This window comes from Lachnospiraceae bacterium KGMB03038 (genome assembly GCA_007361935.1).
In the GTDB taxonomy this organism is placed as follows: domain Bacteria; phylum Bacillota; class Clostridia; order Lachnospirales; family Lachnospiraceae; genus Massilistercora.
The window spans coordinates 2154889-2179902 of the sequence record CP041667.1 but is presented as its reverse complement, the minus strand read 5'-3'; the positions used below and the strand labels follow the sequence as shown (position 1 = coordinate 2179902).

Sequence of the window (25014 nt, the reverse complement as noted above, 5' to 3'; positions counted from 1 at the left end):
AAAGACGAAAAGATAAACGGACGAAAAGATCAGACAAGGAGGACGGAGCATATGAACCGGACAGATGGAGATAAGGAGAAATTATTATATTTTTTCCGTGAGATCAGCAAAATTCCAAGGGAATCTGGAAATGAGGAACAGATCGGAAAGTATCTGGAAGATTTTGCCCAAAAGAGAGGGCTTTGGTGTTATAGGGACGAGCTCCATAACGTGGTGATCAAAAAAGGCGGGAGCAAAGGGGCGGAAGATCTGCCGCCAGTTATGCTTCAGGGCCATACGGATATGGTATGTGAGAAACGCAGGGAAGTAAAACATGATTTTGCCAGAGAGGGGATTTCCCTGGTGGAGGAAGACGGCCTTCTGAAAGCGGACGGAACAACTTTGGGAGCGGACAACGGGGCGGCGATAGCCGCTATGCTGGCAGTGCTGGATGACGGCGCGCTCATCCATCCTCCGCTGGAATGTGTGTTTACCGCTCAGGAAGAGGTGGGACTGATCGGGGCAAATGGGCTGGACAAGTCACTGATCCAGGCCAGGACCATGATCAACATGGATTCGGAGGAAGAAGGCAAAGCCACTGTAAGCTGCGCCGGCGGACTGCATCTGGAACTGATCCGGCCGGCAAACTGGGAGCGGCAGACAGGAACCCTGCTGCGTCTTGAGATCTCCGGCCTTATGGGAGGTCATTCGGGGATGGATATTGGCAAAGAGCGGCAGAACGCCAACCGGCTGATGGCCCGTCTGATCCATCCGTTTTTGGAAGCCCCGGAGGGGACGAAAAGGGAAGGAAAATTTCAGGGAAGGCTTGCGAATTTCCAGGGAGGCGATAAGGAGAACGCCATTCCGCGGGAATGTGCGGCGGCGCTGATTTTTGCGCGGTCAGAGGAAGCAGAGCAGGCGAAGGAATTTTGCAAGACTAAGATCCGGATGCTGCAAGAGGAATTGTCCGGGGAAGAACCAGGTTTTACCTGTCAAGTAACTGTGGAGCAGGAAAAGGAGGGACCGGTACTTTCAGCGGAAGATGGAAGGGCATTTGTGGAAGCCGTCTATCTGGCGCCCAATGGGGTGCAGAAGCGCAGTCTCAGTCTAGAAGGATTTGTGGTGGCTTCCACCAATCTGGCAGCGGCAAGGACAGAGGAAGAATCTCTGCGGATCATCTTTTCCCCCAGATCCTCGGTGGATTCGATCCAGGAAGAAATAAAAGAGAAACTGACAGTTCTTGGCGCTGTCTTTGGATTCGCGGCAGAGATAAGCGGAGTTTATCCGGGGTGGGCTTACCGGGAAGATTCCAGGATCCGTCGGATTTTCCAGGAAAGTTATCAGGCCCTGTTCGGGAAAGAGCTGAAGATCGAGGGCATCCACGCGGGATTGGAATGCGGCTTATTTTGCCAGGCTATTCCAGAATTGGACTGTATCGCGGTAGGCCCGGATATCCGGAACTGCCATACGCCGGAAGAATCCTTGTCTTTAGAATCCTTTGAACGATTTTACCGGCTGATCAGGGATGTGCTGAAACGATTGACGTCTTAAGGAGAGAAAAAATGAGGATTCTGGGAAGATTTTGCAGGGAACATATCAAGGATATCTGTCTGTACGCAGGATTTGCGGGCGTTTTTATTGTGGTCTTCTATCTCTATAATATTGAACTGGAAGCGGTAAAGTACGGATTTCTTCTGACGTTTGTCTGGGTGCTTGTATATGGAGTGGCGGGATTCATCCGATATTATGGAAGACATCGCGCCCTTGTGGAGACAGAGCAGAAGATCATTACAGAGCTGGAAGGCATGCCGGCCCCAGGCACATTGATCGAAGAAGACTACCAGAATATCCTGCGCAGGCTTTATGAAGATAAACTGGAGATTGAATCCGATATGCGGATTTCCAAGCAGGAGACGGCGGATTATTACGGCATGTGGGTTCATCAGATCAAGACGCCTATCGCCGCTATGCGGATACTGCTCCAGTCCTGGGAAGAGGAAGGAGATAAGGAGTCGGCGCTGAGGCGCGACATGAAGGTGGAACTTTTTAAGATCGAGCAGTATGTAGAAATGGTCCTTCTCTATCTGCGGATGGGGGATATGTCTTCAGATCTTGATTTTCAGGAATATCAGCTGGATGACGTGATCCGCCAGGCAATCCGCAAATATTCTAAAATGTTTATTTTAAGGAAGATCAGACTGGACTTTCAAGAAACCGGGAAGCGGGTGCTGACCGATGAAAAATGGCTGGTCTTTGTGATCGAACAGATTCTTTCTAATGGGTTAAAATATACGAAAAAGGGAGCATTTCCATCTATATGGAGGAGGATGCGCTGGTGATCCGGGACACTGGGATCGGAATTTCGCCGGAGGACCTGCCCAGAGTGTTTGAAAAAGGATTTACCGGTTATAACGGGCGCAGAGATAAGAAATCTACCGGAATCGGGCTGTATCTGTGCAAATCTATATTGGACCGGCTGGGGCACAAGATTGAGATCCGTTCTCAGGTGGGACAGGGGACCAGCGTCTATCTGCGGCTGGACCGCGATACCTACCGTCTGGAATAAGAACCGTACATTTTTGTAAGATTGAAAGGGAAAATGTAATCCAAATCAATGGCAGTACATTTTCCCTTTTTCTATAATAACCTTGTAATGAAAAACAGACAAGGAAAGGACGGGAAAAACATGGCGTTATTGGATGTAAAAAATGTAAAGAAGATATATACCACCCGGTTTGGAGGAAACCAGGTAGAGGCGTTAAGAGATGTGAATTTCTCTGTAGAGCCGCGGGAATATGTGGCGATCATGGGAGAGTCTGGCTCCGGCAAGACCACGCTTTTAAATATTCTGGCGGCGCTGGACCGGCCCACCGGCGGAAAGGTCTATCTGAAAGGGCGGGATTTAAGCAGTGTTAAGGAAAAAGAGATCGCGGCGTTTCGGAGGCAGAACCTGGGGTTCGTGTTTCAGGACTTTAATCTTTTGGATACGTTTTCTCTTAAGGATAATATCTTCCTGCCGCTGGTACTTTCCGGCAGGAAATATCCGGAGATGGAGGAGAAGATAAAACCCATCGCCCAAAGGCTTGGGATTGAAAATATTCTGGAGAAATATCCCTACGAGGTGTCTGGGGGACAGAAACAGCGGGCGGCCATTGCCAGAGCGCTGATCACCAAGCCCCAGCTGATCCTGGCAGATGAGCCAACCGGGGCTTTGGACTCCAGGGCGGCGGATGAGCTTTTGCAGTTGTTTGCCGCGATCAACCAGGATGGGCAGACGATTCTGATGGTGACCCACAGCATCAAGGCGGCCAGCAGCGCAAAGAGGATTCTTTTTATCAAAGACGGCATTGTCTTCCATCAGCTGTATCGGGGGAACCTCACCAATGAGCAGATGTATCAGAAGATTTCGGATACGCTGACGGTGCTGACAACAGGAGGTGAGAGCGGTGAGTAGTTCGATCTATACCAGACTGGCGCTGACCAATCTGAAGAATAACCGCAAGACTTACCTGCCTTATATCCTGACGGCCGCTCTGACAGTCATGATGTATTATATTATAAATGCTTTGGGGAGAAGCGGCAGTATTCCTGATGACAGCGCGCTTCAAAGCTGTCTTGGCATTGCTTCTAATATTATGGTAGTGTTTGCGGTGATCTTCTTGTTTTATACAAACAGCTTCCTGATCAAACGCAGAAAAAAGGAGCTTGGAGTTTATAACATTCTTGGAATGGGGAAACGGCATATTGCGAAAATGCTGTGTGTAGAGACGCTTCTGACAGGAACAGTCAGTATCGGGGCCGGCCTGGTCTTTGGCCTGGTGTTCAGCCGGCTGATGTATCTGATCCTGCTGAAGATCGTGCGTTATGATGTGAGAATGTCTTTCGAGGTGTCTGTCCCTGCGCTGATGGCGGCTGTGGGACTGTTCCTGATCATTTTCGCAATGACGCTGGCCTACAATCTTCTGCAGATCCGACATGCCAAACCGGTTGAGCTGTTAAGCGGCGGCAGTCAGGGAGAGAAAGAGCCTAAGACTCGGTGGCTTCTTACGATTTTTGGCTTGGTCATGATCGGGATCGGATATTATATCGCGCTGACAACTGAGGCGCCGCTGGCTGCGCTGCAGCTGTTTTTTGTGGCGGTGGTCTGCGTGATCCTGGGGACCTATTCTCTATTTGTGGCAGGAAGCATCGCTCTTTTGAAAGCGCTGCGCAGGAGAAAGAATTTCTACTATAAGCCGAATCATTTCACCTCCATCTCCGGGATGATCTACCGGATGAAGCAAAACGGAGTGGGACTTGCCAATATCTGTATCCTGAGCACAATGGTACTGGTCATTATCTCCAGCACGGTTTCCCTGTATGTGGGAATGGAAGATGTGCTGAGCGCCCGTTTTTCCAGGGAATTCTCTGTGACGATAGCGCCGGAATCGGGCGGACAGGAGGAAAAGCTTCAGGAATTGATCGGAAGCGTGGCGGATGAATATGGAGTGGAACGGACCAATATACTGGCGTATCACGAGGGAAGCGCGGCGGCTGTACGGAAAGGAAAGCAGTTTGATCTGGCTTCTGACCAGGATTATGGACTGGCAGTATCTTCGATATATGAGGTTTATCTGATTCCGCTGGAAGACTATAATCAGATGGAGGGAGAGGATGCAACCCTTGAGGAGGATGAAGTGCTGGCTTACGACCCGGAAGGAACCTACGGGGAGGAAACTCTGGAGATCGCGGATAAGACCTATCAGGTAAAAGGCGAGCCGGAAGAACTGAAGATCGAGCCAAAGAACCAGACCCGGACGGTACACGGCATTTACCTCATTGTCAGGGACACTCAGGAAATACAGGAAGTGATGGCTTATGTAAGGGAACACAGCGGTATGCAGAAGGAATACCTGGAAGACGCCACCAAGATAGAATATGTGACAGGGTTTGATATGATAGGCTCTGACAAGGAGAAGGCCGATATGTCACAGCAGCTGCAGGAAGAGATCATGAACGCCCAGTTTCCCGGCGCTCTATGCGAGAGCAGAGAACTGAGCAAAGAAAGTTTCTACCTGCTGTACGGCGGAATCCTTTTTATCGGGCTTTATCTGGGGATTATGTTCTTGATGGCAACCGTACTGATCATTTATTATAAGCAGATCTCAGAAGGATATGACGACCGAGAGCGCTATCAGATCATGCAGAAAGTGGGAATGAGCAAACGAGAGGTGCGCCGTTCCATCAGAAGCCAAGTGCTTACCGTCTTCTTCCTGCCCCTGATCGCGGCATTCATTCATATTGCCGTGGCGTTCAAAGTCATCACAAAGCTGCTGGCCACACTGAACTTGGTAAACGTACCATTATTCGCCGTGTGCACAGTAGTGACAGGAGCAGTGTTCGCAGTGTTTTATGTAATCGTGTTCGCTGTAACAGCAAAAGAGTATTATAAAATTGTGAATTAATTAACCGGGGACGTAGTAAAGTTTAAAAGTACTACGTCCCAAATTGCATTTTACGGTGTACCCAAACGCAATTTGCCCTGTACCCGGTTGACAGTTTTGGCTGGCGGATGTATTGTTTTTATAGAAAATCTTCCACCGATGGATGGATTTTAATTGCTGCAAAGGAGTAAGGAATAGGAGGTATTTTTATGACAAAAGCTGGAGAACGTGAGATTGTGAAGGTGGAACGTGCCAACGGCGGCGCCGGGTTTATTATGAAAGAAGGGCTGCTTTCTCCGGAAGAATTGGGAGAGCATTGTAAGATGTTCAGCAAGGTAACATTATGTCCGGGGTGCGAGCTTGGGCATCACGAGCATCACGGGGAGACGGAGACGTATTATATCTTGTCCGGAAAAGGAATGTATGACGATAATGGAAAGGCAATTCCTGCGGAACCGGGAGACGTGTTCTTCTGCAAAGACGGAGATGGGCATGGAATGAAGAATAATGGAACAGAGGATTTAACATTTGTGGCATTGATCTTGAAAAAGTAGAGGATGCGGGAGAAGAGAAAATGTTAAAATAATAACAGGGGACGTAGTAAAGTTTAAAAAGGCTACGTCCCCAATTGCGTTTTGCGGTGTACCCAAATGGCCCTACACATCCAGCAGGCAGTCCATCAGGCGTGCGTTGTCTTCCGGCAGCATGATGCAGAACCGGATGTATTCGCCTTCCAGTTCCGCGAAGGAGGAACAGTCTCGGATCATCAGCTTCTGATGGATGGCTTTTTCAAACACGTCGAAAGAGGTTACCCCTTCTTTCATGATCCGGGCCAGGATAAAGTTGCCGTAGGCGGGATAGGTCTTATAGGTTTCGGAGCCGGCCAGCCGGCGGAGCATTTCTTCCCGCTGGCTGGCGATCAGGGCCCGGGTCTTCTGGATATACGTCTGGTCTTTTAACATTTCTTCGCCGGCAAAAGCGCCGATGCTGTTCAAACTCCAAGGATTCTGATGGGTCAAAAGGGCTGTGAGGAATCGTTCGTTGCTGGTGATCCCATAACCGAATCTAAGCCCCGGAGCGGCAAAGAACTTGGAGACGCCTCGGATGACCATAAAGTGATCATATTTGGGAACCAGAGATACGGCGCTGATCTGGGAGACGGATGGAGCGAACTCCACATAAGTCTCATCGATCATGACGAATACGTCCTTCTTCTCACATTCACAGATGATCCGCTCCATATCCCGGCAGGGGATAGCGGAGGAGGTGGGGTTATTGGGATTGCATAAGATCACCATATCGACATCCGTATCTATGTGGGAGAGAAAGTCGTCAATGTCCAGGATGAAATCATCTTCCTCCCGAAGATGATAGTATTCCATAGAACCGCCTACTAAGGAAAGTTCTCTTGCGTATTCTGAATAAGTGGGGCCAAGGACCAGAGCCTTTCTTGGCGCCCGCTGGGAGATCAGAAGAGAAATCAGTTCTGTAGAGCCGTTTCCGACCACGATATGGGCCGGGTCGGCGCCGCAGTACGCGCCGATAGTCTGACGGAGACTTTTGTAAGCCCGGTCCGGGTACCGGCATATGATATCCAGATTGCGGACCAGTTTCTGGCGTACTGTGTCAGAAAGTCCAAGAGGATTGACGTTCGCGCTGAAACAGACGATCTCTTCCTTGGGAATGTGATAGTATTCTTCGATTTTTTCCAGGTCGCTTCCATGAAATTCCGGTTTTTTACCCATAAACAAGTCTCCTTTATCATGTATTTCGAAGATTTTGTACTTCCGGCATTGCCATGACCGTTCATTCAATGCTATAATTCATTATAATATGTTTTTTTGAAAAAGCAACGAAAGAAGCAGGTGTCAGACTTGAAAAATAAGATTCAGAAATTTTCCAAAGGCGATTTCAGGCAGGAAAAGCCGGAAGTTGTGTTTGAGGAAACGAATCTGGTCCTGATAATCGGAGAAGGGGAAGTATACAGGGGCAGTTTGGGGATAAAAAGTAATAATGACAGTGTGATACGGGGACTAGTATACCCGTCTTCTTTTCGTGTCCATTTTAGAGAACAGGGCTTTGAGGGACGGCAGATACGGCTGGAATTTACCTATGACGGAACAGGCCTTCGTCCCGGACATGTGGAGAAGGGGACGTTTACCGTAGTATGTACCGGCGGGGAGTTTGAACTGGCGTTTACAGCCATCATCGAACGTCCATACGTGATGACCACCTATGGAAAGGTACAGAGCACCGATGATTTTCGGAAACTGGCGATCAAAGATTTCTCGGAGGCGGGAAGACTCTTCCGGTCCACAGAATTCTATGAGATTTTAAAATATGAAAACGAGCGTATTTTCTACTTGTATGACAATATGCGGAAATGGTCCCTGGGAGATCAGGCGCTGGAAGAATTCCTGGTAGGGATCAAGCAGAAGGAATGTATTTTCCTGACTCTTCCTGGAGAGGGGATGCTCTACGAGGATGTGCACGAATCGACCAAGGGAGTAATCTCCCTGATGAAGAATACCTGGGGATATATGCCCATCCGGATCGTAACAGAGGGGGATTTCCTGAAGGTGACCCGGACAGAGATCAGTACGGAGGATTTTGTGGGCAACGGATATGAGATGGAGTACCTGATCCGTCCGGAATACCTGCACGGCGGCCGTAATTATGGGGCGGTCCGTTTTGTCACGCCCTATGAGACGCTGGTCTATGAGGTGGAAGTGATGGAAAACCAGGAATATCATGAGGACCATCACGTGCCGGAGCTTTTGATGGCCCAGATCCTCAAGGAATATGTGGGATATACGGCGGGAAGGATCGAACGGTCCTCCTGGGTGGAAAGCGCCATCGAAAAGGCGACAGAACTTCGCAGGATGGATCCCCAAAATGAGATGTATCAGCTTCTTTTGGCAAATATCTACCTGGTGGGAGAGAAGAAAGAAGAAGCGAAATGGATTCTGGAGAATTATAATTATAACCGGTTTGCCATCGGAAAAGATCCGCTGACCAACTGCTATTATCTCTATCTGACAGCACTGGTCCGCGGAGTGTCAAGTTATACGGAGCGGGTGCTGGACGAGATCGGCAAAGCTTACATGCGCCGCCAGGATTCCTGGGAGCTTTTGCGGATGATCCTGGAACTGGATTCTCATTATCGCAATCCTTATAAAAGGCTGGAAGTGCTGGAACAGCAGTTTGAGTTTGGAACCTGCCAGGTTCTGTTTTATCTGGAATCTTATCTCTGTTATCAAGAAAAGCCTACTCTGCTTAAAAAACTTGGGAAATTTGAGATACAGGTGCTGAATTTCGCCACGAAATACCGGCTGATGACCAAAGAATTGGCTCTTTATATCGCCAATTTTGCCAGTCAGCAGAAGCACTACAGCGAACCCTTGTTCCGGATTCTGGAGCGGCTTTATAAGATGTACAATGAGACCATGATCCTCAATACGATCTGTACGCTGCTGATCAAAGGGAATAAAACGGAAAAGCGGTATTTTGAATGGTATCAGCGGGCGGTGGAAGAGGAACTCAAGATTGCGGAATTATACGAATATTACATGATCACCCTAGATACGGAGAAACAGAAAGGGCCGCTTCCCAAGGCTATTTTCCTGTATTTTTCCCATGGGAATTCTCTGGATTATAAGAAGGAAGCTTTCCTTTACGCCAATCTTTTGACTTATGAAGTTGGAGGCGAGGACCTGTATCTTGCGTATCGGGAACAGATGGTCAGTTTCACCTGGGAGCAGCTTTTGAAACGCCATATCACAGAACATCTGCGGACATTGTACAAATGGTTCTGCAAGGAAGAGGATATGGACGCGGAACGGATGGAGGCTATGAGGGACATCTGTTTTGCCTATGCGATCACGACTAAAGTACCGGGCATGAACTGCGTCCTGGTGATCGAAAAAGATGGAACAGTCAAGCAAAGAGTGCCTTATAACGCGGAAGAGGGGCAGACTATCGTCTTCCTTTATGATAAAGAATCTCGGATCATCTGGGAATCCCAGGAGGGAAGATATTATACGGATTCGATCCCCTATGAGACAAAACGGCTCTTCTATGAGCCGCATTTCGTGGAAGTGTGCAGGAAATACGGGGCGGCAGTGGGCAAATGGAAGGAAGCGGATCCCAGAGAAGAAGTAACTTTTGAGAATATTCAGCTAAAGGGTTTAAATGTCTTCGATGAGCGGGAAGTCTTACGGCTGTGCAGCAGAAGGATCCGGGAAGAAAATTACCAGGAGGACGAATTTCTCACGTACCTGTGTATTGAACTGTTCCGCAGAGGTCAGTATGATAAGACGACGCTGATGTATCTGTCGGACTGTTACTGCGGCGCCACGGCGGATATGAAGCGGCTGTGGAAAGCGCTGCGGGAATACGGGATCGCCTCCCATAAGCTGGGAGAACGGATCATTACCCAGATGGTCTTTACAGAGGATATGTTTGAAGAGGAGAAGATCTTTGAAGACTATTATCTGTCGAATAATGTGTACTTCCGTGTGAGGCAGGCGTATCTTGCGTTTGCCGCAAAAGAATATGTGGTACGCGGCAGGACGGTAGATTCCTGCATCTTTGAGATCATAGCCAATGAATGTGAGAAGAAAGAAGATTTGCCGGATATCTGCAAGGCAGCCCTGCTGAAATATTATTCTGCCCAGGATTATCCGGCTGAGATTGAGAATGTCCTCCATCAGACACTGCGGGAGATGTGTGAAAAACAATTGATCTTCCCAGAATACTTAAAGTATCCGGAAGGCTGGCTGCGGGAAGTACAGCTCTATGATAAGGTGATGCTTTCTTATCAGGCCAGGCCGGGAAGCCGGGTTGCCTTGTTTTACAAGATCCGCAGCGGAGAGCGGGAAGAGCTGGGATTTCATGAGGAAATGCTGGTACCAGTGTATGACAATCTGTATGTAAAGCAGTTTATTTTATATAGAGACGAGGTGCTCAGTTATTATTTCCAGGAGAAGCAGGGGAGAAAGACATACACGACAAAGACAAAGAAAATAGGGCCGCCAGCCCGGAAAAAGAGCGGTAAATACAGTAAACTCAACGCAATGATCAAGATGCCGCCGGCCCGGAAGAAGCGGGCAATGATCGGATTTAAAGAAGAAGAGAAGGCGGCGCGGCAGATCTTCAAGAGGTATTAATCAAAAAGGGGAGTAAGTATATGAAAAAGGGCGGTATCCTTGGATATGATTTAAATGAGAAAACCTGCCAGATCAGTTATTATGATACGGCGAAAGATGAGCCGCAGACATTGGAACTGGCCGCGGGCGTCAGTCAGCTTCCGCTTGTGCTGGGATACTTCAAGGACCGGTGGGTCTACGGAAGAGAAGCGAAAAGACTGGCGATCGCCGGCGGCGACTGTACGGTCACTGATCTGTATCAAAAGGCAGTGAAACGGGAAAAGGCCAGGGTTGGAGGAAAAGTGTATGACGGGGTTTGGCTGTTGGCCAAATTTATCCAGCTTACTCTGGAATCATTTGATGAGATCAAATATCTTACTTTTTCCGTCCCGGAGACCAATGTAGATATGTCGAAACTGCTCAAAGGCATCGGAAATCATCTTGGAATCCCGAAAGAGCGAATCTGTGTACAGGATTACAAAGAAAGCTTCTGCCAGTATATGTTTTACCAGCCAAAAGAGCTGTGGCAGTATGAGTCTGCCCTGTTTTTCTGTGACGGCCAAAGGATCAACGCGTATATGCTGCGCAGGCTGAATACAGTGGGAGCCAAAGGGGGAGAATTGTTTGTCACGGTGGATGAGGTGGCCAGCGCCCATATGAAGGAGCTGGAGGCGATCTATCCGGTTTTGAACGCGGAGAAAGCCAAAGACGCGGATGAGAGCTTTAAATCCTTTATCCAGAATGTGTTTGATAAAAAGGTGGTTTCTTCAGTCTATCTGACGGGGGAAGGATTTGAGAACAACTGGTATCCGGCCTCTTTAAAGGTGCTCTGTAACGGAAGACGGGCTTTCGTGGGAGATAACTTATACAGCCGGGGAGCCTGTTATACATCGATGCGCAGATGTCTGGAATACGATGATGGCCCGGTGTATCTGGATGAGACGAAGATGACAGAGCAGATCACTCTGCGGATGCGGGTGGGAGGAAAAGAAGGATGGTATCCGGTGGTCGCATGGGGCACCCACTGGTATGAAGCGGATGGACAATGGGAAGTGATCCTGGAAGACGCGTCGGATATTGAGATCCATGTGGAGACGCTGGCAGGGGATGAACTGAAAGTGGAAACCGTCTCCCTGGAAGGGCTGCCGGAACGGAAGGATTACTCTTTGCGGCTTCGGATCGAGCTTTTATTCCTGGATGAGAGGACCTGCCGCATGACATTTAGGGATATTGGATTTGGAGAATTTTTCCCTTCGTCTGGTTTTCAGACGGAGAAAACCATACACTTAGGAGGAATCCATGGGCAGTTTAATTCTATGTCATAACAAACGGGCCGTGCAGCCCTATGAGATCACAAGACTCCACATCCGGGTCTATACGATTGAAGAATTATGCTATTATATCTGCAACAATCTATATCTGATCGACCAAACGATCATGAACCGGCAGTTGTGTGAATGGATCAGGACAGAGCTTGAGATGCCTCTCCTTGCGGAGAAGCTTCAGGATGAACTGGCCAAGGATTGCTCGGAAGAAGAGTTTATCCTTACGATCCTTCAGGAGTCTGTGATCTACGCCGCGTCAGAGATCAATAAAGTCCAAGGGATCCTGGAGCGGCTGCACAGCCAGAAAGATGTGGAAAAACTGAAATATAAAGCGGACAGTCTTCTGGAGCGGGGAGAATATTCCGCTGCCGTGCTGATCTACCAGTCTATTGTGGGAGAAAAGCGGGATGAGTCTGTAGATAAGCTTTTCTACGGCAGGGTATACGCGAGTCTGGGGACAGCTTATGGACGTCTGTTCCTTTATGAGGAGGCGGCCAGCGCGTACCGGGAGGCATGCAGCCTCTGTGAAGATCGGGATATGATAAAGGCCTATCTCTATAGTTATTCCAAAGCGTACCCCCAGGAGGAATACATGAAGCTGCTTTCCGGGAATCCAGTTTATCTTAGTGTAGATAAGAAACTGAAAGAAGAGCTTCGCAGGATCCATAGGGATACGGATCCTGAAATCCCAGGTGAACAGCTTGAAATCTGGAAAAAAGAGTATCGCAGGATTGACAAGGATCAGGGGATGTGATACGATAACAGAGCGATTTAGCATGGTAAAGTAATCAATTGATGAATTGTTACAACAATGCAGTACATAGATCGTGAAGTATGAAGGAGATCAAGGAGGAAACGATTATGAAAAAGACGCTTGCGTTACTGCTTACGGCTGTTATGATGGTTGGCATGCTTGCCGGCTGCGGCTCCGGAGATTCTGGCGAGAGCGGGGGAGACAGCTCCTCTGACGGCAGCGACAAAGCTTACGTACAGGATAAAGGAACCCTTGTAGTAGGGATCACGAATTTTGAGCCTATGGATTATCAGGATGAAAATGGAGATTGGATCGGGTTTGACGCGGATATGGCGAAGGCCTTCGCGGATAGTCTGGGCGTAGACGTGGAATTTGTGGAGATTGACTGGGACAATAAGATCCTGGAATTGGAAGGACAGACCATTGACTGTGTTTGGAATGGTATGACCCTGACCGATGAAGTGACCAGCGCCATGGAATGTACAGACGCTTATCTCAACAACGCGCAAGTCGTAGTGGTTCCTAATGATGTGGCAGATCAGTACCAGGACGAAGAAAGTCTTGCGGACTTGAACTTTGCTGTTGAGGCGGGAAGCGCGGGAGAAGCGGAAGTAAGCGCCCGCGGCCTTAATTACACAGCGGTGACCGCCCAGGCGGATGCTCTGATGGAAGTTGCGGCGGGGACTTCTGACGCGGCTGTGATCGATTCTTTGATGGCGGCAGCCATGATCGGAGAGGGAACCAGCTACGCGGACCTGACCTATACGGTAAGCCTGAACACGGAAGAGTATGGCGTTGGATTCCGTAAGGGTTCGGATCTGGCGGAAGAACTGAATAGCTTTTTCGCTCAATGCTACGAAGACGGGACCATGCAGGAGTGCGCGGAGACCTACGGCGTACAGGCGGCCCTGGTTGAGCAGTAAATCAAGGCTGCTATTTTAGAAAAAGATACAAAGAAGATGGAGCTGTAACATGGAACAGATATTAGAACAATTTCCAATCGTGATCCAGTCTCTGAATGTAGGATTCGTTCAGACGCTGAAATTGTTTTTTGTAACTCTTCTGGGAGCGATTCCGCTTGGACTGGTAATTTCATTTGGATCTATGTCGCGTTTCCGGCCGCTGCGATATCTCACAAGGATTATTGTATGGATCATCAGAGGGACTCCTCTGATGATCCAATTGCTGATTATCTATTTCTTTCCTGGACTGGTGCTTAACAATCCAATCTGGGGAGGAGGAGAGACAGGCCGGTTTATGGCGGCATCAGTTGCCTTTATTTTTAATTATTCCTGCTATTTTTCAGAGATTTACCGAGGCGGTATCCAAGGAGTGCCCCACGGACAGGAGGAAGCCGGTCTGGTGCTTGGCATGACCAAAAGCCAGATCTTCTTTAAGGTTACGCTGCTGCAGATGATCAAGCGGATCGTGCCTCCAATGTCCAATGAGATCATTACACTGGTCAAAGACACTTCACTTGCCAGGATCATCGCCCTGCAGGAGATCATCTGGGCGGGACAGTCATTCCTGAAAGGTTCCCAGGGAATCGCGGGCGTGATCTGGCCATTGTTTTTCACCGCTGTTTATTATCTTGTCTTCAATGGGATCCTTACGGTGCTCCTGGGACGACTGGAGAAGAAACTGGATTATTTCAGATAGGAGGTGGAATTGATGGCAATATTGGAAGTAGAGCATTTGAATAAAAGTTTTGACCGGACAAAGGTGCTGGAGGATATCAGCTTTTCTCTGGAGAAAGGACAGGTGCTGTCCATCATCGGATCTTCCGGAAGCGGAAAGACCACTCTCCTGCGCTGTCTGAATTTCCTGGAACGACCGGATGGCGGCGTGATCCGGGTGAACGGGGAGACTTTGTTTGACGCGGCAGATCCTGTGACTACACAGGAGGAAGCGGTACGTAAGAAACGGCTTCATTTTGGGCTGGTATTCCAGTCTTTCAATCTGTTCCCGCAGTATACGGCTTTGGGAAATGTAATGCTGGCCAAGGAACTTTTGGCTAAAGAACAGCCGGGATATAAAGAGCATAAGAAAGAGATCCATGAGCAGATCAGGGAAGAGGCAAAAGAGCTCCTTGCCAAAATGGGTCTGCAGGACCGGATGGATAATTATCCCCATCAGCTGTCGGGAGGCCAGTGCCAGCGAGTGGCGATCGCCCGCGCTCTTGCGCTGAAACCGGATATCCTGTGCTTTGACGAGCCTACCTCTGCGCTTGATCCGGAGTTGACAGGAGAAGTGCTGAAAGTAATCCGAAGTTTGGCGGATCAGGAGACTACCATGATCATAGTTACTCATGAGATGGCGTTTGCCAGGGATGTTTCCAGCCAGGTGCTTTTCATGGATGAAGGGCGGATCATGGAACAGGGAACACCGGAAGAGGTACTGGAACATCCAAGAGAAGAGAGAACCAGACAATTCCTTTCCCGTTTTACAAATGGGTAGCGGAAATGAAAAATATCTGATAGAATGAAAGATACAAGGGGGCAAAAAGCTTTTTTGCCCCCAATACTATGGTATGGTTGTGAGAAAAAGGAGAAACAAAGATGAGCAATGACAGATATCAAAGTCCTCTTTCCGAGCGGTACGCAAGCAAAGAGATGCAGTACATTTTCTCTCCGGATAAGAAGTTCCGCACCTGGAGAAGGCTGTGGATCGCTCTGGCGGAGACGGAAAAGGAACTAGGACTGCCGATCACGGAAGAGCAGATCGCGGAATTAAAGGAACATGCGGATGATATTAATTATGATGTGGCCAAAGAGAGGGAGAAACTGGTGCGCCACGATGTTATGTCCCACGTTTACGCTTATGGACAGCAGTGCCCGAAAGCCAAAGGCATCATCCATCTTGGAGCCACTTCCTGCTATGTGGGAGACAATACAGACATTATCCTGATGTCAGAAGCATTGGAACTGGTGCGCAGGAAACTGGTCAATGTGATCGCTGAACTGGCAAAGTTCGCGGATGCTTATAAAGATCAGCCAACCTTGGCATTTACCCATTTTCAGCCGGCTCAGCCTACTACAGTAGGGAAGCGGGCGACCCTGTGGCTGCAGGAATTCCTGATGGACCTTGAAGATCTGGATTATGTAAAAGGCAGTCTGAAGCTCCTTGGCTCAAAGGGGACCACTGGAACCCAGGCCAGTTTCCTGGAACTGTTTGAGGGAGACCAGGAGACGATCGACAAGATCGATCCCATGATCGCGGAGAAGATGGGATTCGAGGCTTGTTACCCTGTGTCTGGCCAGACCTATTCCAGAAAGGTAGACACTAGAGTGCTGAACGTGCTTGCTGGGATTGCCTCCAGCGCCCATAAGATGTCCAATGATATCCGGCTTCTGCAGCATTTAAAAGAAGTAGAGGAACCATTTGAGAAGACCCAGATCGGATCTTCCGCCATGGCCTATAAAAGGAACCCGATGCGCAGTGAGCGGATCGCCTCCCTTTCCCGTTATGTGATGATCGATGCGCTGAATCCCGCGATCACGTCGGCGACCCAGTGGTTTGAGCGGACCTTGGACGATTCGGCTAATAAACGGTTAAGCGTGCCGGAAGGATTTCTTGCTGTCGATGGAATCCTGGATCTGTGCCTGAATGTGGTGGACGGGCTGGTGGTATACCCGAAGGTGATCGAGAAACACCTGATGGCGGAACTGCCCTTTATGGCAACGGAGAATATCATGATGGACGCGGTAAAGGCTGGCGGAGACCGGCAGGAACTTCATGAACGCATTCGGGAGCTTTCCATGGAGGCGGGCAGAAATGTCAAAGAAAAAGGATTAGACAATAATCTTCTGGAACTGATTGCCCAGGATCCGGCGTTTAACCTGTCGGAAGAGACGCTGAAGGCAACCATGGATCCGGCAAAATACACTGGGAGATCAGCGGTACAGGTGGAGGCATATCTGAATAATGTGGTGAACCCGCTGCTAGAGAAGAACAAAGAAATCCTGGGTGTAAAAGCGGAAATCAATGTTTAGAACAAGTAGTAAAACTGCACAAAACTAAAAATAAAAATTGTGCAGAAATCATAAATTCAGTTTAATTTGATTAAGCGGTTGCAAATCATTTAACAATCAGTTATTATTATAGAAGAAAAGAGAAACTTATTTAATCTGTCTATAAAAATTAAATCGTGGGACGATATTCTTCAAGAGAGAGCTGATCTGAGCGCAGCCGCCGAAGAGGCAAACCTGTCCTGTTATGTAAGAACGGGAAGGCGAAACTTTCAGGCAAAAGGATTGGAGAATGGACCGCATTCTGAATCTTGTGCTGTATGATAAGACTTTTAACTAAACATGATATTATCAGGGCAAAAGACAGAAAAGGACGACTTACACACATGACGTGTTTAAATCGTCCTTTTTTCTTACTATAAAGAAGACAAGCGAAAGAAAGAGGCGGAAGAGAAATGAAGAAAGAAGAATATCTGATCTTGACAAACAATCCGCTGGTCCTTGAAAAACTTGGAGACACCCACAAGATTGTCTACTGTGAAGCTTCCTATGAGGGACTTTTAAAGGAAGTCCGGGATAGAGTCCATGAAGGTCATTTGCTTTTATCACATCCTCTTTCAGGAAGTGTAAAGCCTAATGAAACACCATATAAATCTGTAATGATATCAGAAGAAAAGGGGGCGGTTGACTTAAGGTCTTTGGAGATCATTGAGAATGCGGTCGCAGCCTGCGGAAAATTCGAGTTTAAATCGGATCGGTATGGAGAAAAGGTGCGGAAAGATTTTCAATTGATCGACTGGACTTTGCTGGAAAGTGGGATCGCATCGGCAGATGCCTGATAAAACTGGTTGTAGAAGCGAGATGCTTAAACAATAATATCAATTTTTTTGAAGGAGGGAACCAAAAGTGAGATTAGAAATGGGACACATTTACATCAAGGATATTCAATTTGCGTCAGAATCTAAGATCGAAGACGGAATCCTTTATGTATCTGAAGAGGCTGTAAAAGCCGTTGCTCTTGAGGATGAAAAGATCAAGAGCGTATCATTTGATATTGCGAAGCCAGGAGAGTCCGTAAGGATCACTCCAGTAAAAGATGTCATTGAACCACGTGTAAAGGTTGAGGGAAGAGGGGGAATCTTCCCAGGCGTGATCGCGAAGGTAGATACTGTAGGAGAGGGCAAAACCTACGCGCTGAAAGGAATGGCTGTTGTGACAGCTGGAAAGATCGTTGGATTCCAGGAAGGAATCATCGATATGACAGGTCCTGGAGCAGACTATACGCCGTTCTCCAAGACTCTGAATCTGGTTATGGTATGTGAGCCGGTAGAGGATATCAAACAGCATGATTATGAGAAGGCTGTAAGATTCGCGGGATTCCGTGTAGCTACTTATATCGGGGAGCTGGCAAGAGATCTTACCCCGGACGAGACAAAGGTATATGAGACCTGCACGATCAAAGAAGGTTTTGAGAAATATCCAGATCTTCCGAGAGTAGCTTACGTACAGATGCTCCAGAGCCAGGGACTTCTGCATGACACTTATGTATACGGTGTGGACGCGAAGAAGATCGTTCCAACGATTCTTAGCCCAACAGAGATCATGGATGGCGCGATCGTTTCCGGAAACTGTGTTTCCGCCTGCGATAAGAACCCAACTTATGTACATCTGAACAATCCGGTTGTGCACGACCTGTTCGAAGAACACGGAAAGACGATCAACTTTGTATGTCAGATCATTACAAATGAGAACGTATATCTGGCAGACAAACAGCGTTCTTCCGACTGGACCGCAAAGCTGTGCAAGATGCTGGATCTGGACGGCGTGATCGTTTCTCAGGAAGGTTTCGGAAATCCGGATACTGACCTGATCATGAACTGTAAGAAGATCGAGGCGGAAGGCGTGAAAACTGTTATCATTACCGATGAGTATGCCGGAAGAGATGGAAAATCTCAGTCTCTGGCAGATGCGGACGCGGCTGCGGACGCGGTTGTAACCGGCGGCAACGCAAACCAGGTGATCATCCTGCCGAAACTTGACAAAGTAATTGGAACTCTGGACTATGTGAACAAGATCGCTGGCGCCAGCGAAGAGACGCTCCGCGAGGACGGATCTTTGGAAGTAGAGCTTCAGGTGCTGACAGGAGCGACCAACGAAACCGGTTTCAATAAGCTGAGCGCAAGATAGGAAGGGAGGATAAGCAAATGGCTAAATTAAAAGTAGTTCATTACATCAATCAGTTTTTCGCACAGATTGGTGGAGAAGAAAAAGCAGATTATCCGGTAGAGCTTCGCGTAGGCGAGGTAGTAGGACCGGGTATGGCGCTGACACAGAATTTTAAAGATGACGCGGAGATCATCGCTACGATCATCTGCGGAGACTCTTATTTCAATGAAAATCTGGATACCGCTAAGGCGGAGATCTTAAAGATGGTAAAAGAGCAGAACCCTGACGTGTTTGTAGCAGGACCTGCTTTCAATGCCGGACGTTACGGTGTTGCCTGCGGAACCATCGCGGCTGCCGTACAGGAAGAACTGGGTATCCCGGCAGTGACCGGAATGTATGTAGAGAATCCGGGCGCGGATATGTTCAAAGATAAGGTATATATCGTATCTACAAAGAACAGCGCGGCCGGCATGAGAGACGCGGTAAAGAAGCTGGCGCCTCTGGCTGTGAAAGTAGGAAGAGGAGAGCCGATCGGCGCTTCCTGTGAAGAGGGCTATATTCCAAACGGGATCCGTGTCAACTTCTTTGAGAAGGAAAGAGGTTCCAAACGTGCGGTACAGATGCTTCTGGCGAAACTGGCAGACAAGCCGTTTACCACAGAATATCCAATGCCTGATTTTGACAGAGTGGCTCCGAATCCGGCAGTCAAGGATCTGGCTCATGCCAAGATCGCTCTGGTGACTTCCGGCGGTATTGTTCCAAAGGGAAATCCGGATCACATCGAAAGCTCCAGCGCTTCCCACTATGGAGAATATGACATCGCCGGCGTGATGGATCTGACAGAAGAGACTTACGAGACCGCTCACGGCGGATACGATCCGGTATACGCAAATGAAGACGCTGACCGTGTGCTTCCGGTGGACGTATTGAGAGATATGGAGAAAGAAGGTGTGATCGGAGAATTACATCATCTGTTCTACACCACTACAGGAAACGGTACAGCGGTTGCTTCCGCGAAAGCGTTTGCGGCAGAATTTTCTAAGAAGCTTCTGGCAGACGGAGTGGATGCTGTCATCCTTACCTCTACCTGAGGTACCTGTACTCGTTGCGGCGCAACGATGGTAAAAGAAATCGAAAGAGCTGGTATTCCGGTAGTACACATTTGTACGGTAACGCCAATCTCTATGACTGTTGGAGCCAACAGGATCGTACCGGCGATCGCGATCCCGCATCCTCTTGGAAATCCAGCGTTGGATAAGGACGAGGAAAAAGCGCTCCGTCGTCATATTGTAGAAAAGGCGCTGGAAGCTCTTACTACAGAGGTAGATGGACAGACAATTTTTGATTAATGCTTCCAACGGCCCAAGCAAGGGGCCTTGGCAATAATGTAACTCAAGGGAAAAAGGAGACGAGACAGAAAATGAGCAAGATTTATGATGTTATCGTCCTGGGTGCAGGTCCTGCCGGTTTAGCGGCAGGACTGTACGCGGGCAGAAGCCGTCTCTCTGTTCTGATCATTGAAAAAGGACAGGACGGCGGACAGATCGCGATCACAGACGAGATCGAGAACTATCCGGGACAGATCGTAGAAGGCGAATCAGGCCCATCCCTGATCGCCAGAATGACAGCTCAAGCTGAAAAATTTGGAGCTGAGCGTGTGTCTGACACGATCAAGGAAGTGGTACTTGAAGGAGACGTAAAAATCTTAAAGAGCGAGAAAGCAGAGTATCAGGCGAAAAACGTGATCATCGCTACAGGGGCTCACGCAAGACCGATCGGATGTAAGGGAGAAGCAGAATTCCTTGGGAAAGGCGTATCCTACTGCGCGACCTGCGATGCAAACTTCTTCGAAGACTTTGAAGTATATGTAGTCGGCGGCGGAGACTCCGCGGTAGAAGAAGCAATGTACTTGACGAAATTCGCGAGAAAAGTTACGATCATCCACAGAAGAAACGAGCTGAGAGCGGCCAAATCCATCCAGGAGAAAGCGTTCAAGAATCCGAAGCTCAACTTTATGTGGGACTCTGTTGTAGAAGAAGTCGGCGGAGACGATATCCTTCAGTGGATGAAAGTGAAAAACGTGAAGACCGGCGAGATCACAACGGTAGAAGCGGACGAAGAGGACGGTATGTTCGGGGTATTCGGTTTCATCGGAACAATTCCAAACAGCAAACCGTTTGAAGGTATCATCGATATGGATGAGAGAGGATACATCAAGACAGACGATGATATGCATACCAATATTCCGGGCGTATACGCTGCCGGAGACGTACGTGTAAAGAGCCTGCGTCAGGTGGTGACCGCGGCGGCAGACGGAGCGATCGCGGCCGTACAGGTAGAAAGAAGCCTGTCCGACTATTTCTAAAACCTGACAAGCACAGCGAAGATTGGCGAAAGCAGAGCAGCAGCTCTTGAGTGCAGCTGTGCGCAAGGTACTTTCGCAGCGCCTGCGCTTGGGCGAAGCGTACAAGAATGAAAGAGACCATTGCTATCAGAGAAGCAATGTATTATGATTCAATAAAAAGGAGGATGAGTCCCATGTTAGATCTGGACAAGACAAATTTTGAAGAAGAAGTATTAAAAGCAGACGGCTATGTGTTCGTGGATTTCTACGGAGACGGATGCGTACCATGCCAGGCTCTGATGCCAAAGGTACATGAATTTGCTGAAACCTATGGGGATAAGCTGAAATTTACATCCCTGAATACTACCAAAGCACGTCGTCTTGCGATCGCGCAGAAAGTTCTTGGACTTCCGGTTATGGCGATCTACAAAGATGGTGAAAAAGTAGAAGAGCTGGTTAAGGAAGACTGTACTGAGGAAAGCATTGAGGCGATGATTAAGAAATACATCTAATCTTAGATGATTTCTCGATCATAGATTCAAACTTGTTTGACACTACAAGAAAGGAGAAAAGCATAATTATGGCTATTTTAGAAGGAAAAAAAGCAATAATTATCGGAGACCGTGATGGAATCCCGGGCCCGGCCATTGCAGAGTGCGTAAAGACCGCCGGCGCGGAAGTTGTATTTTCATCCACGGAATGTTTCGTCTGAACGAGCGCAGGCGCAATGGATCTGGAGAACCAGAAGAGAGTAAAAGAATTCGCTGAAGAGTACGGCGCAGAGAACTTGGTTGTAGTTCTTGGCGCGGCAGAGGGCGAAGCCGCGGGTCTTGCGGCAGAGACCGTAACCCTTGGCGATCCTACTTTCGCAGGTCCATTGACTGGGGTCCAGCTTGGACTCACGGTATATCATGTATGCGAACCTGAGATCAAGGAAGAGTTTGACGAAGCTGTTTATGATGAGCAGGTTGGAATGATGGAAATGGTTCTGGACGTTGACGACATCGTATCAGAGATGCAGGCGATCAGAGACCAGATTTAATCAGACCGCACAAGAGGGGCGTTACCCGGTGTACCCCACTAGGGGAATGCCCCCTTTCTTGTTTGGAAAAAGGCGGAGATACCGCCTAGATTGAATGAGTTTAAGAAAGGTGGAGAACCAATGAATAGTGTAATTAAAGGAGCAGGCTATGTATTAGTACATACTCCTGATATGGTTTTATATAACGGAACGACCCAGACGACAGAAAGAATCGTAAACCCGGATTCCGAATATCTGAAAGAGGTGCCGGAGCACCTGCGTTCTTATGAGGATGTTGTTGCTTATTGGCCGAACCAGACCTATATCGGAAATGTGCATCCAGATGAGCTGGCAGAGGTAGAGGCGCCCTGGTATGATAAGAAAAAAGAAGGGGCGGAGCGCTACGGCAAATACGGCGAGATCATGCCGGAAGAAGAATTCTTGTTCCTGGTACAGGCCAGCGATATGTTTGAAGTTGTAAAGCTGGACAAAGAATTTGTCGCAAAATATAAAGACGCATTTGCAAAGAACCCGATCATCTCTGATGATATCGTAGAAAAGATCGAAGAAGGCGTAGAGATCGCTGAAATCGAAGCTCTGATCAAAGACGACCACGCAGAGCCTCTGTATTTTGAAAATAAGCTGGTAGGCTGTGTAAAACCAGCTCACGATATTGATGTAAACTTGTCTGCCCATGTGATGCATGAGAACTTGATGAGCAAAGCTTCCAGCGTGCTGGCTCTGCTCTATGGCGTGCGCAATGCCGGAATTGACAAGGCTGATGTTGAGTATGTGATTGACTGTGCGGAGGAAGCCTGCGGTGATATGAATCAGAGAGGCGGCGGAAACTTTGCGAAAGCAGCGGCGGAAGTGGCCGGGCTTGTAAGCGCCACCGGTTCTGATGCAAGAGGATTCTGCGCGGCTCCTACACACGCGCTTATCGAGGCCGCTGCTCTGGTAAAATCCGGCGCATATAAGACGGTTGCGGTAACAGCTGGAGGATGTACAGCGAAACTGGGTATGAACGGCAAAGACCACATCAAGAAAGGCCTTCCGATCTTGGAAGACTGCCTGGGCGGATTCTGTGTCATCATTTCTGAGAATGACGGCGTCAGCCCTGAGATCGATCTTGGTATGCTGGGACGCCACACTGTTGGAACCGGATCTGCTCCGCAGAACGTAATCGGAAGCCTGGTAGCTGATCCGCTTGACAAAGTCGGCATGAAGATCACAGATATTGATAAATACTCACCGGAGATGCAGAATCCGGATATTACCAAACCAGCAGGAGCAGGAGATGTGCCTCTCGCGAACTACAAAATGATCGCGGCTTTGGCTGTAAAACGCGGAGAACTGGACAGAAAAGAGCTGGCCGCTTTCACAAAAGAGCATGGTCTGACCGGATGGGCTCCGACTCAGGGCCATATTCCATCAGGTGTTCCATATGTTGGATTTGCCTGCGAGGACATTAAGGAAGGGAAGATCAAGAATGCTATGATCATCGGAAAGGGAAGTCTGTTCCTTGGACGTATGACAAACCTGTTCGACGGCGTTTCCTTCGTGATCCATGGAAATACAGCGGCGGAAGAAGAAGCGGCCGCAGGTGTTTCTGAAGATGAAGTAAAGGGATTGATCGCAAAAGCTATGAAAGATTTTGCTGCTACCCTGATGGCAGAGTAAGGGGTGGTGACGATGGCAGATAGGATTGAAAAAATGATCGCGGAAACCTTCATGGAGATGGCGGAAGGGCTGGAGACCGGAAGTTTCGGAAAGAAGCCTAAGATCGCCATCACCGGAATGGGAAGCGAGCACGGAGAAGAAAATTCCATGGCGGGAGCTCTTGCGGCTGCCAGAGATGGGATCGATGTGTACTACATCGGAACTTTGGAAGCGGAAGGAGTAACAACCGTCAAAGTGGCAAATGATGAGGAAGGCCACGACAAAATGGAAGAAATGTTAAAAAACAAAGAGATCGACGCGGCAGTGACGATGCACTTTCCGTTCCCGATCGGCGTATCCACAGTAGGACGCTGTGTAACGCCTGGTTTTGGAAAAGAGATGTATATCGCTAATACCACGGGAACATCCAGCACAGACCGGATCGAGGGAATGGTCAAGAACGCGGTCTATGGCATTATTGCGGCAAAAGCCTGCGGGAATGCTCATCCAACGGTTGGAATTCTGAATGTGGACGGGGCAAGACAGACTGAAAAGGCGTTAAAACAGCTTCAGGAGAATGGTTATGACATTGCATTCGCGGAATCTGGGCGTGCCGACGGCGGCTGTGTTATGAGAGGAAACGATGTTCTGCAGGCATCTCCGGACATTATGGTGACGGATTCCCTGACAGGAAATATCCTGGTGAAGATGCTGTCCTCCGCAAATACCGGCGGAAGTTTTGAGGCTACTGGTTGCGGATATGGCCCTGGCATTGGCGAGGGGTATGAGCAGCTTGTGATGATCGTATCCAGAGCGTCAGGCGCTCCGGTGATCGCAAACGCGATCCGGTATGCGGCGCAGCTGGTGAGAGGCAAGGTCTTCGAGGTTGCCAAAGCAGAATTTGCGGCGGCAAAGAAGGCTGGTTTCCAGGAAATCCTGGATTCTGTGAAAGCGGCGTCTAAACCGGCGGCGGCAGAAGAAGATGTGAAAGAGCCGCCGAAGGAGATCGTGACTTCCCAAATCCCAGGTATCGAGGTCATGGACCTGGATGACGCGGTGAAGTGCCTCTGGAAGATCAACATCTACGCAGAGAGCGGGATGGGCTGTACCGGCCCGATCATCCGAGTATCGGACGCAAACCTGGCGAAAGCAGAGGAAGAATTGAAGAAAGCTGGATATATCAGCTAGTTCTGGGAAAAAGGATAGAGAAAGAATTAGGAAACTGCCG

The 25014-nt window shown here is 48.7% G+C and carries 20 protein-coding genes, 1 pseudogene and 1 riboswitch; of the genes and pseudogenes, 20 read left to right on the top strand and 1 reads right to left on the bottom strand.

The window, feature by feature from the left end; translation table 11 throughout:
• Positions 1-51: 51 nt before the first annotated feature.
• The 5 genes and pseudogenes from FND36_10585 to FND36_10565 all read left to right on the top strand — a co-directional run bounded on the left by FND36_10585 (position 52) and on the right by FND36_10565 (position 5956).
• Positions 52-1530 (top strand): aminoacyl-histidine dipeptidase, encoded by a 1479-nt coding sequence (locus FND36_10585; GenBank protein ID QDW74440.1) that lies wholly within the window; start codon positions 52-54, stop codon positions 1528-1530.
• An 11-nt stretch (positions 1531-1541) separates the two neighbouring features.
• Positions 1542-2545, top strand: a pseudogene (locus tag FND36_10580) (HAMP domain-containing histidine kinase).
• A 120-nt stretch (positions 2546-2665) separates the two neighbouring features.
• Positions 2666-3433 carry an ABC transporter ATP-binding protein gene (locus tag FND36_10575; GenBank protein ID QDW74439.1) on the top strand — a complete coding sequence of 256 codons (768 nt, stop codon included), beginning with the start codon at positions 2666-2668 and terminating at the stop codon, positions 3431-3433.
• Positions 3426-5423, top strand: a complete 1998-nt coding sequence (locus FND36_10570; GenBank protein QDW74438.1) for an FtsX-like permease family protein — start codon at positions 3426-3428, stop codon at positions 5421-5423. Before FND36_10575 ends, FND36_10570 begins: the two co-directional genes overlap by 8 nt.
• Positions 5424-5611: 188 nt before the next feature.
• A complete protein-coding gene (locus tag FND36_10565) occupies positions 5612-5956 on the top strand; it encodes a cupin domain-containing protein (GenBank protein QDW74437.1) in 345 nt (114 codons plus the stop codon).
• 102 nt (positions 5957-6058) lie between these two features.
• Here the strand turns inward: FND36_10565 and FND36_10560 are convergent, their stop codons facing one another.
• Positions 6059-7147 (bottom strand): aminotransferase class I/II-fold pyridoxal phosphate-dependent enzyme, encoded by a 1089-nt coding sequence (locus tag FND36_10560; protein ID QDW74436.1) that lies wholly within the window; start codon positions 7145-7147, stop codon positions 6059-6061.
• A gap of 129 nt (positions 7148-7276) precedes the next feature.
• Here FND36_10560 and FND36_10555 point away from each other — a divergent pair, with 129 nt between their 5' ends.
• The 15 genes from FND36_10555 to FND36_10485 all read left to right on the top strand — a co-directional run bounded on the left by FND36_10555 (position 7277) and on the right by FND36_10485 (position 24974).
• Positions 7277-10570: a hypothetical protein gene (locus tag FND36_10555; GenBank protein ID QDW74435.1), complete on the top strand. Its 3294-nt coding sequence runs from the start codon at positions 7277-7279 to the stop codon at positions 10568-10570.
• A 20-nt stretch (positions 10571-10590) separates the two neighbouring features.
• The gene (locus FND36_10550) at positions 10591-11874 is read left to right on the top strand and encodes a hypothetical protein (GenBank protein ID QDW74434.1); all 1284 of its coding nucleotides are present in this window, start codon (positions 10591-10593) and stop codon (positions 11872-11874) included.
• Entirely contained in the window at positions 11849-12628 is a 780-nt protein-coding gene (locus tag FND36_10545; GenBank protein ID QDW74433.1) for a hypothetical protein, read from the top strand. The genes FND36_10550 and FND36_10545 overlap by 26 nt, the downstream gene beginning before the upstream one ends.
• Positions 12629-12732: 104 nt before the next feature.
• Entirely contained in the window at positions 12733-13551 is an 819-nt protein-coding gene (locus tag FND36_10540) for a transporter substrate-binding domain-containing protein (GenBank protein QDW75609.1), read from the top strand.
• A gap of 49 nt (positions 13552-13600) precedes the next feature.
• Positions 13601-14287, top strand: coding sequence for an amino acid ABC transporter permease (locus FND36_10535; protein QDW74432.1), 687 nt, complete (start codon positions 13601-13603; stop codon positions 14285-14287).
• Positions 14288-14299: 12 nt separating this feature from the next.
• A complete protein-coding gene (locus tag FND36_10530; protein ID QDW74431.1) occupies positions 14300-15085 on the top strand; it encodes an amino acid ABC transporter ATP-binding protein in 786 nt (261 codons plus the stop codon).
• A 101-nt stretch (positions 15086-15186) separates the two neighbouring features.
• Positions 15187-16620 carry an adenylosuccinate lyase gene (locus tag FND36_10525; protein ID QDW74430.1) on the top strand — a complete coding sequence of 478 codons (1434 nt, stop codon included), beginning with the start codon at positions 15187-15189 and terminating at the stop codon, positions 16618-16620.
• Between the two features lie 161 nt (positions 16621-16781).
• Positions 16782-16894: riboswitch (glycine riboswitch) on the top strand.
• A gap of 157 nt (positions 16895-17051) precedes the next feature.
• On the top strand, positions 17052-17435 hold the full coding sequence (locus FND36_10520) for a GrdX protein (GenBank protein ID QDW74429.1): 384 nt from the start codon (positions 17052-17054) through the stop codon (positions 17433-17435).
• Positions 17436-17514: 79 nt separating this feature from the next.
• On the top strand, positions 17515-18783 hold the full coding sequence (locus FND36_10515) for a beta-aspartyl-peptidase (protein ID QDW75608.1): 1269 nt from the start codon (positions 17515-17517) through the stop codon (positions 18781-18783).
• Positions 18784-18800: 17 nt separating this feature from the next.
• Positions 18801-20111, top strand: a complete 1311-nt coding sequence (gene grdB / locus FND36_10510; protein ID QDW74428.1) for a glycine reductase complex selenoprotein B — start codon at positions 18801-18803, stop codon at positions 20109-20111.
• A gap of 71 nt (positions 20112-20182) precedes the next feature.
• A complete protein-coding gene (gene trxB / locus FND36_10505; protein QDW74427.1) occupies positions 20183-21127 on the top strand; it encodes a thioredoxin-disulfide reductase in 945 nt (314 codons plus the stop codon).
• Between the two features lie 173 nt (positions 21128-21300).
• Entirely contained in the window at positions 21301-21618 is a 318-nt protein-coding gene (locus FND36_10500) for a thioredoxin (GenBank protein ID QDW74426.1), read from the top strand.
• Positions 21619-21686: 68 nt separating this feature from the next.
• Positions 21687-22148, top strand: coding sequence for a glycine/sarcosine/betaine reductase complex selenoprotein A (locus FND36_10495; protein ID QDW74425.1), 462 nt, complete (start codon positions 21687-21689; stop codon positions 22146-22148).
• 120 nt (positions 22149-22268) lie between these two features.
• Positions 22269-23807, top strand: a complete 1539-nt coding sequence (locus FND36_10490; protein ID QDW74424.1) for a glycine reductase — start codon at positions 22269-22271, stop codon at positions 23805-23807.
• Positions 23808-23819: 12 nt separating this feature from the next.
• A complete protein-coding gene (locus FND36_10485) occupies positions 23820-24974 on the top strand; it encodes a glycine reductase (GenBank protein ID QDW74423.1) in 1155 nt (384 codons plus the stop codon).
• Positions 24975-25014: the final 40 nt, after the last annotated feature.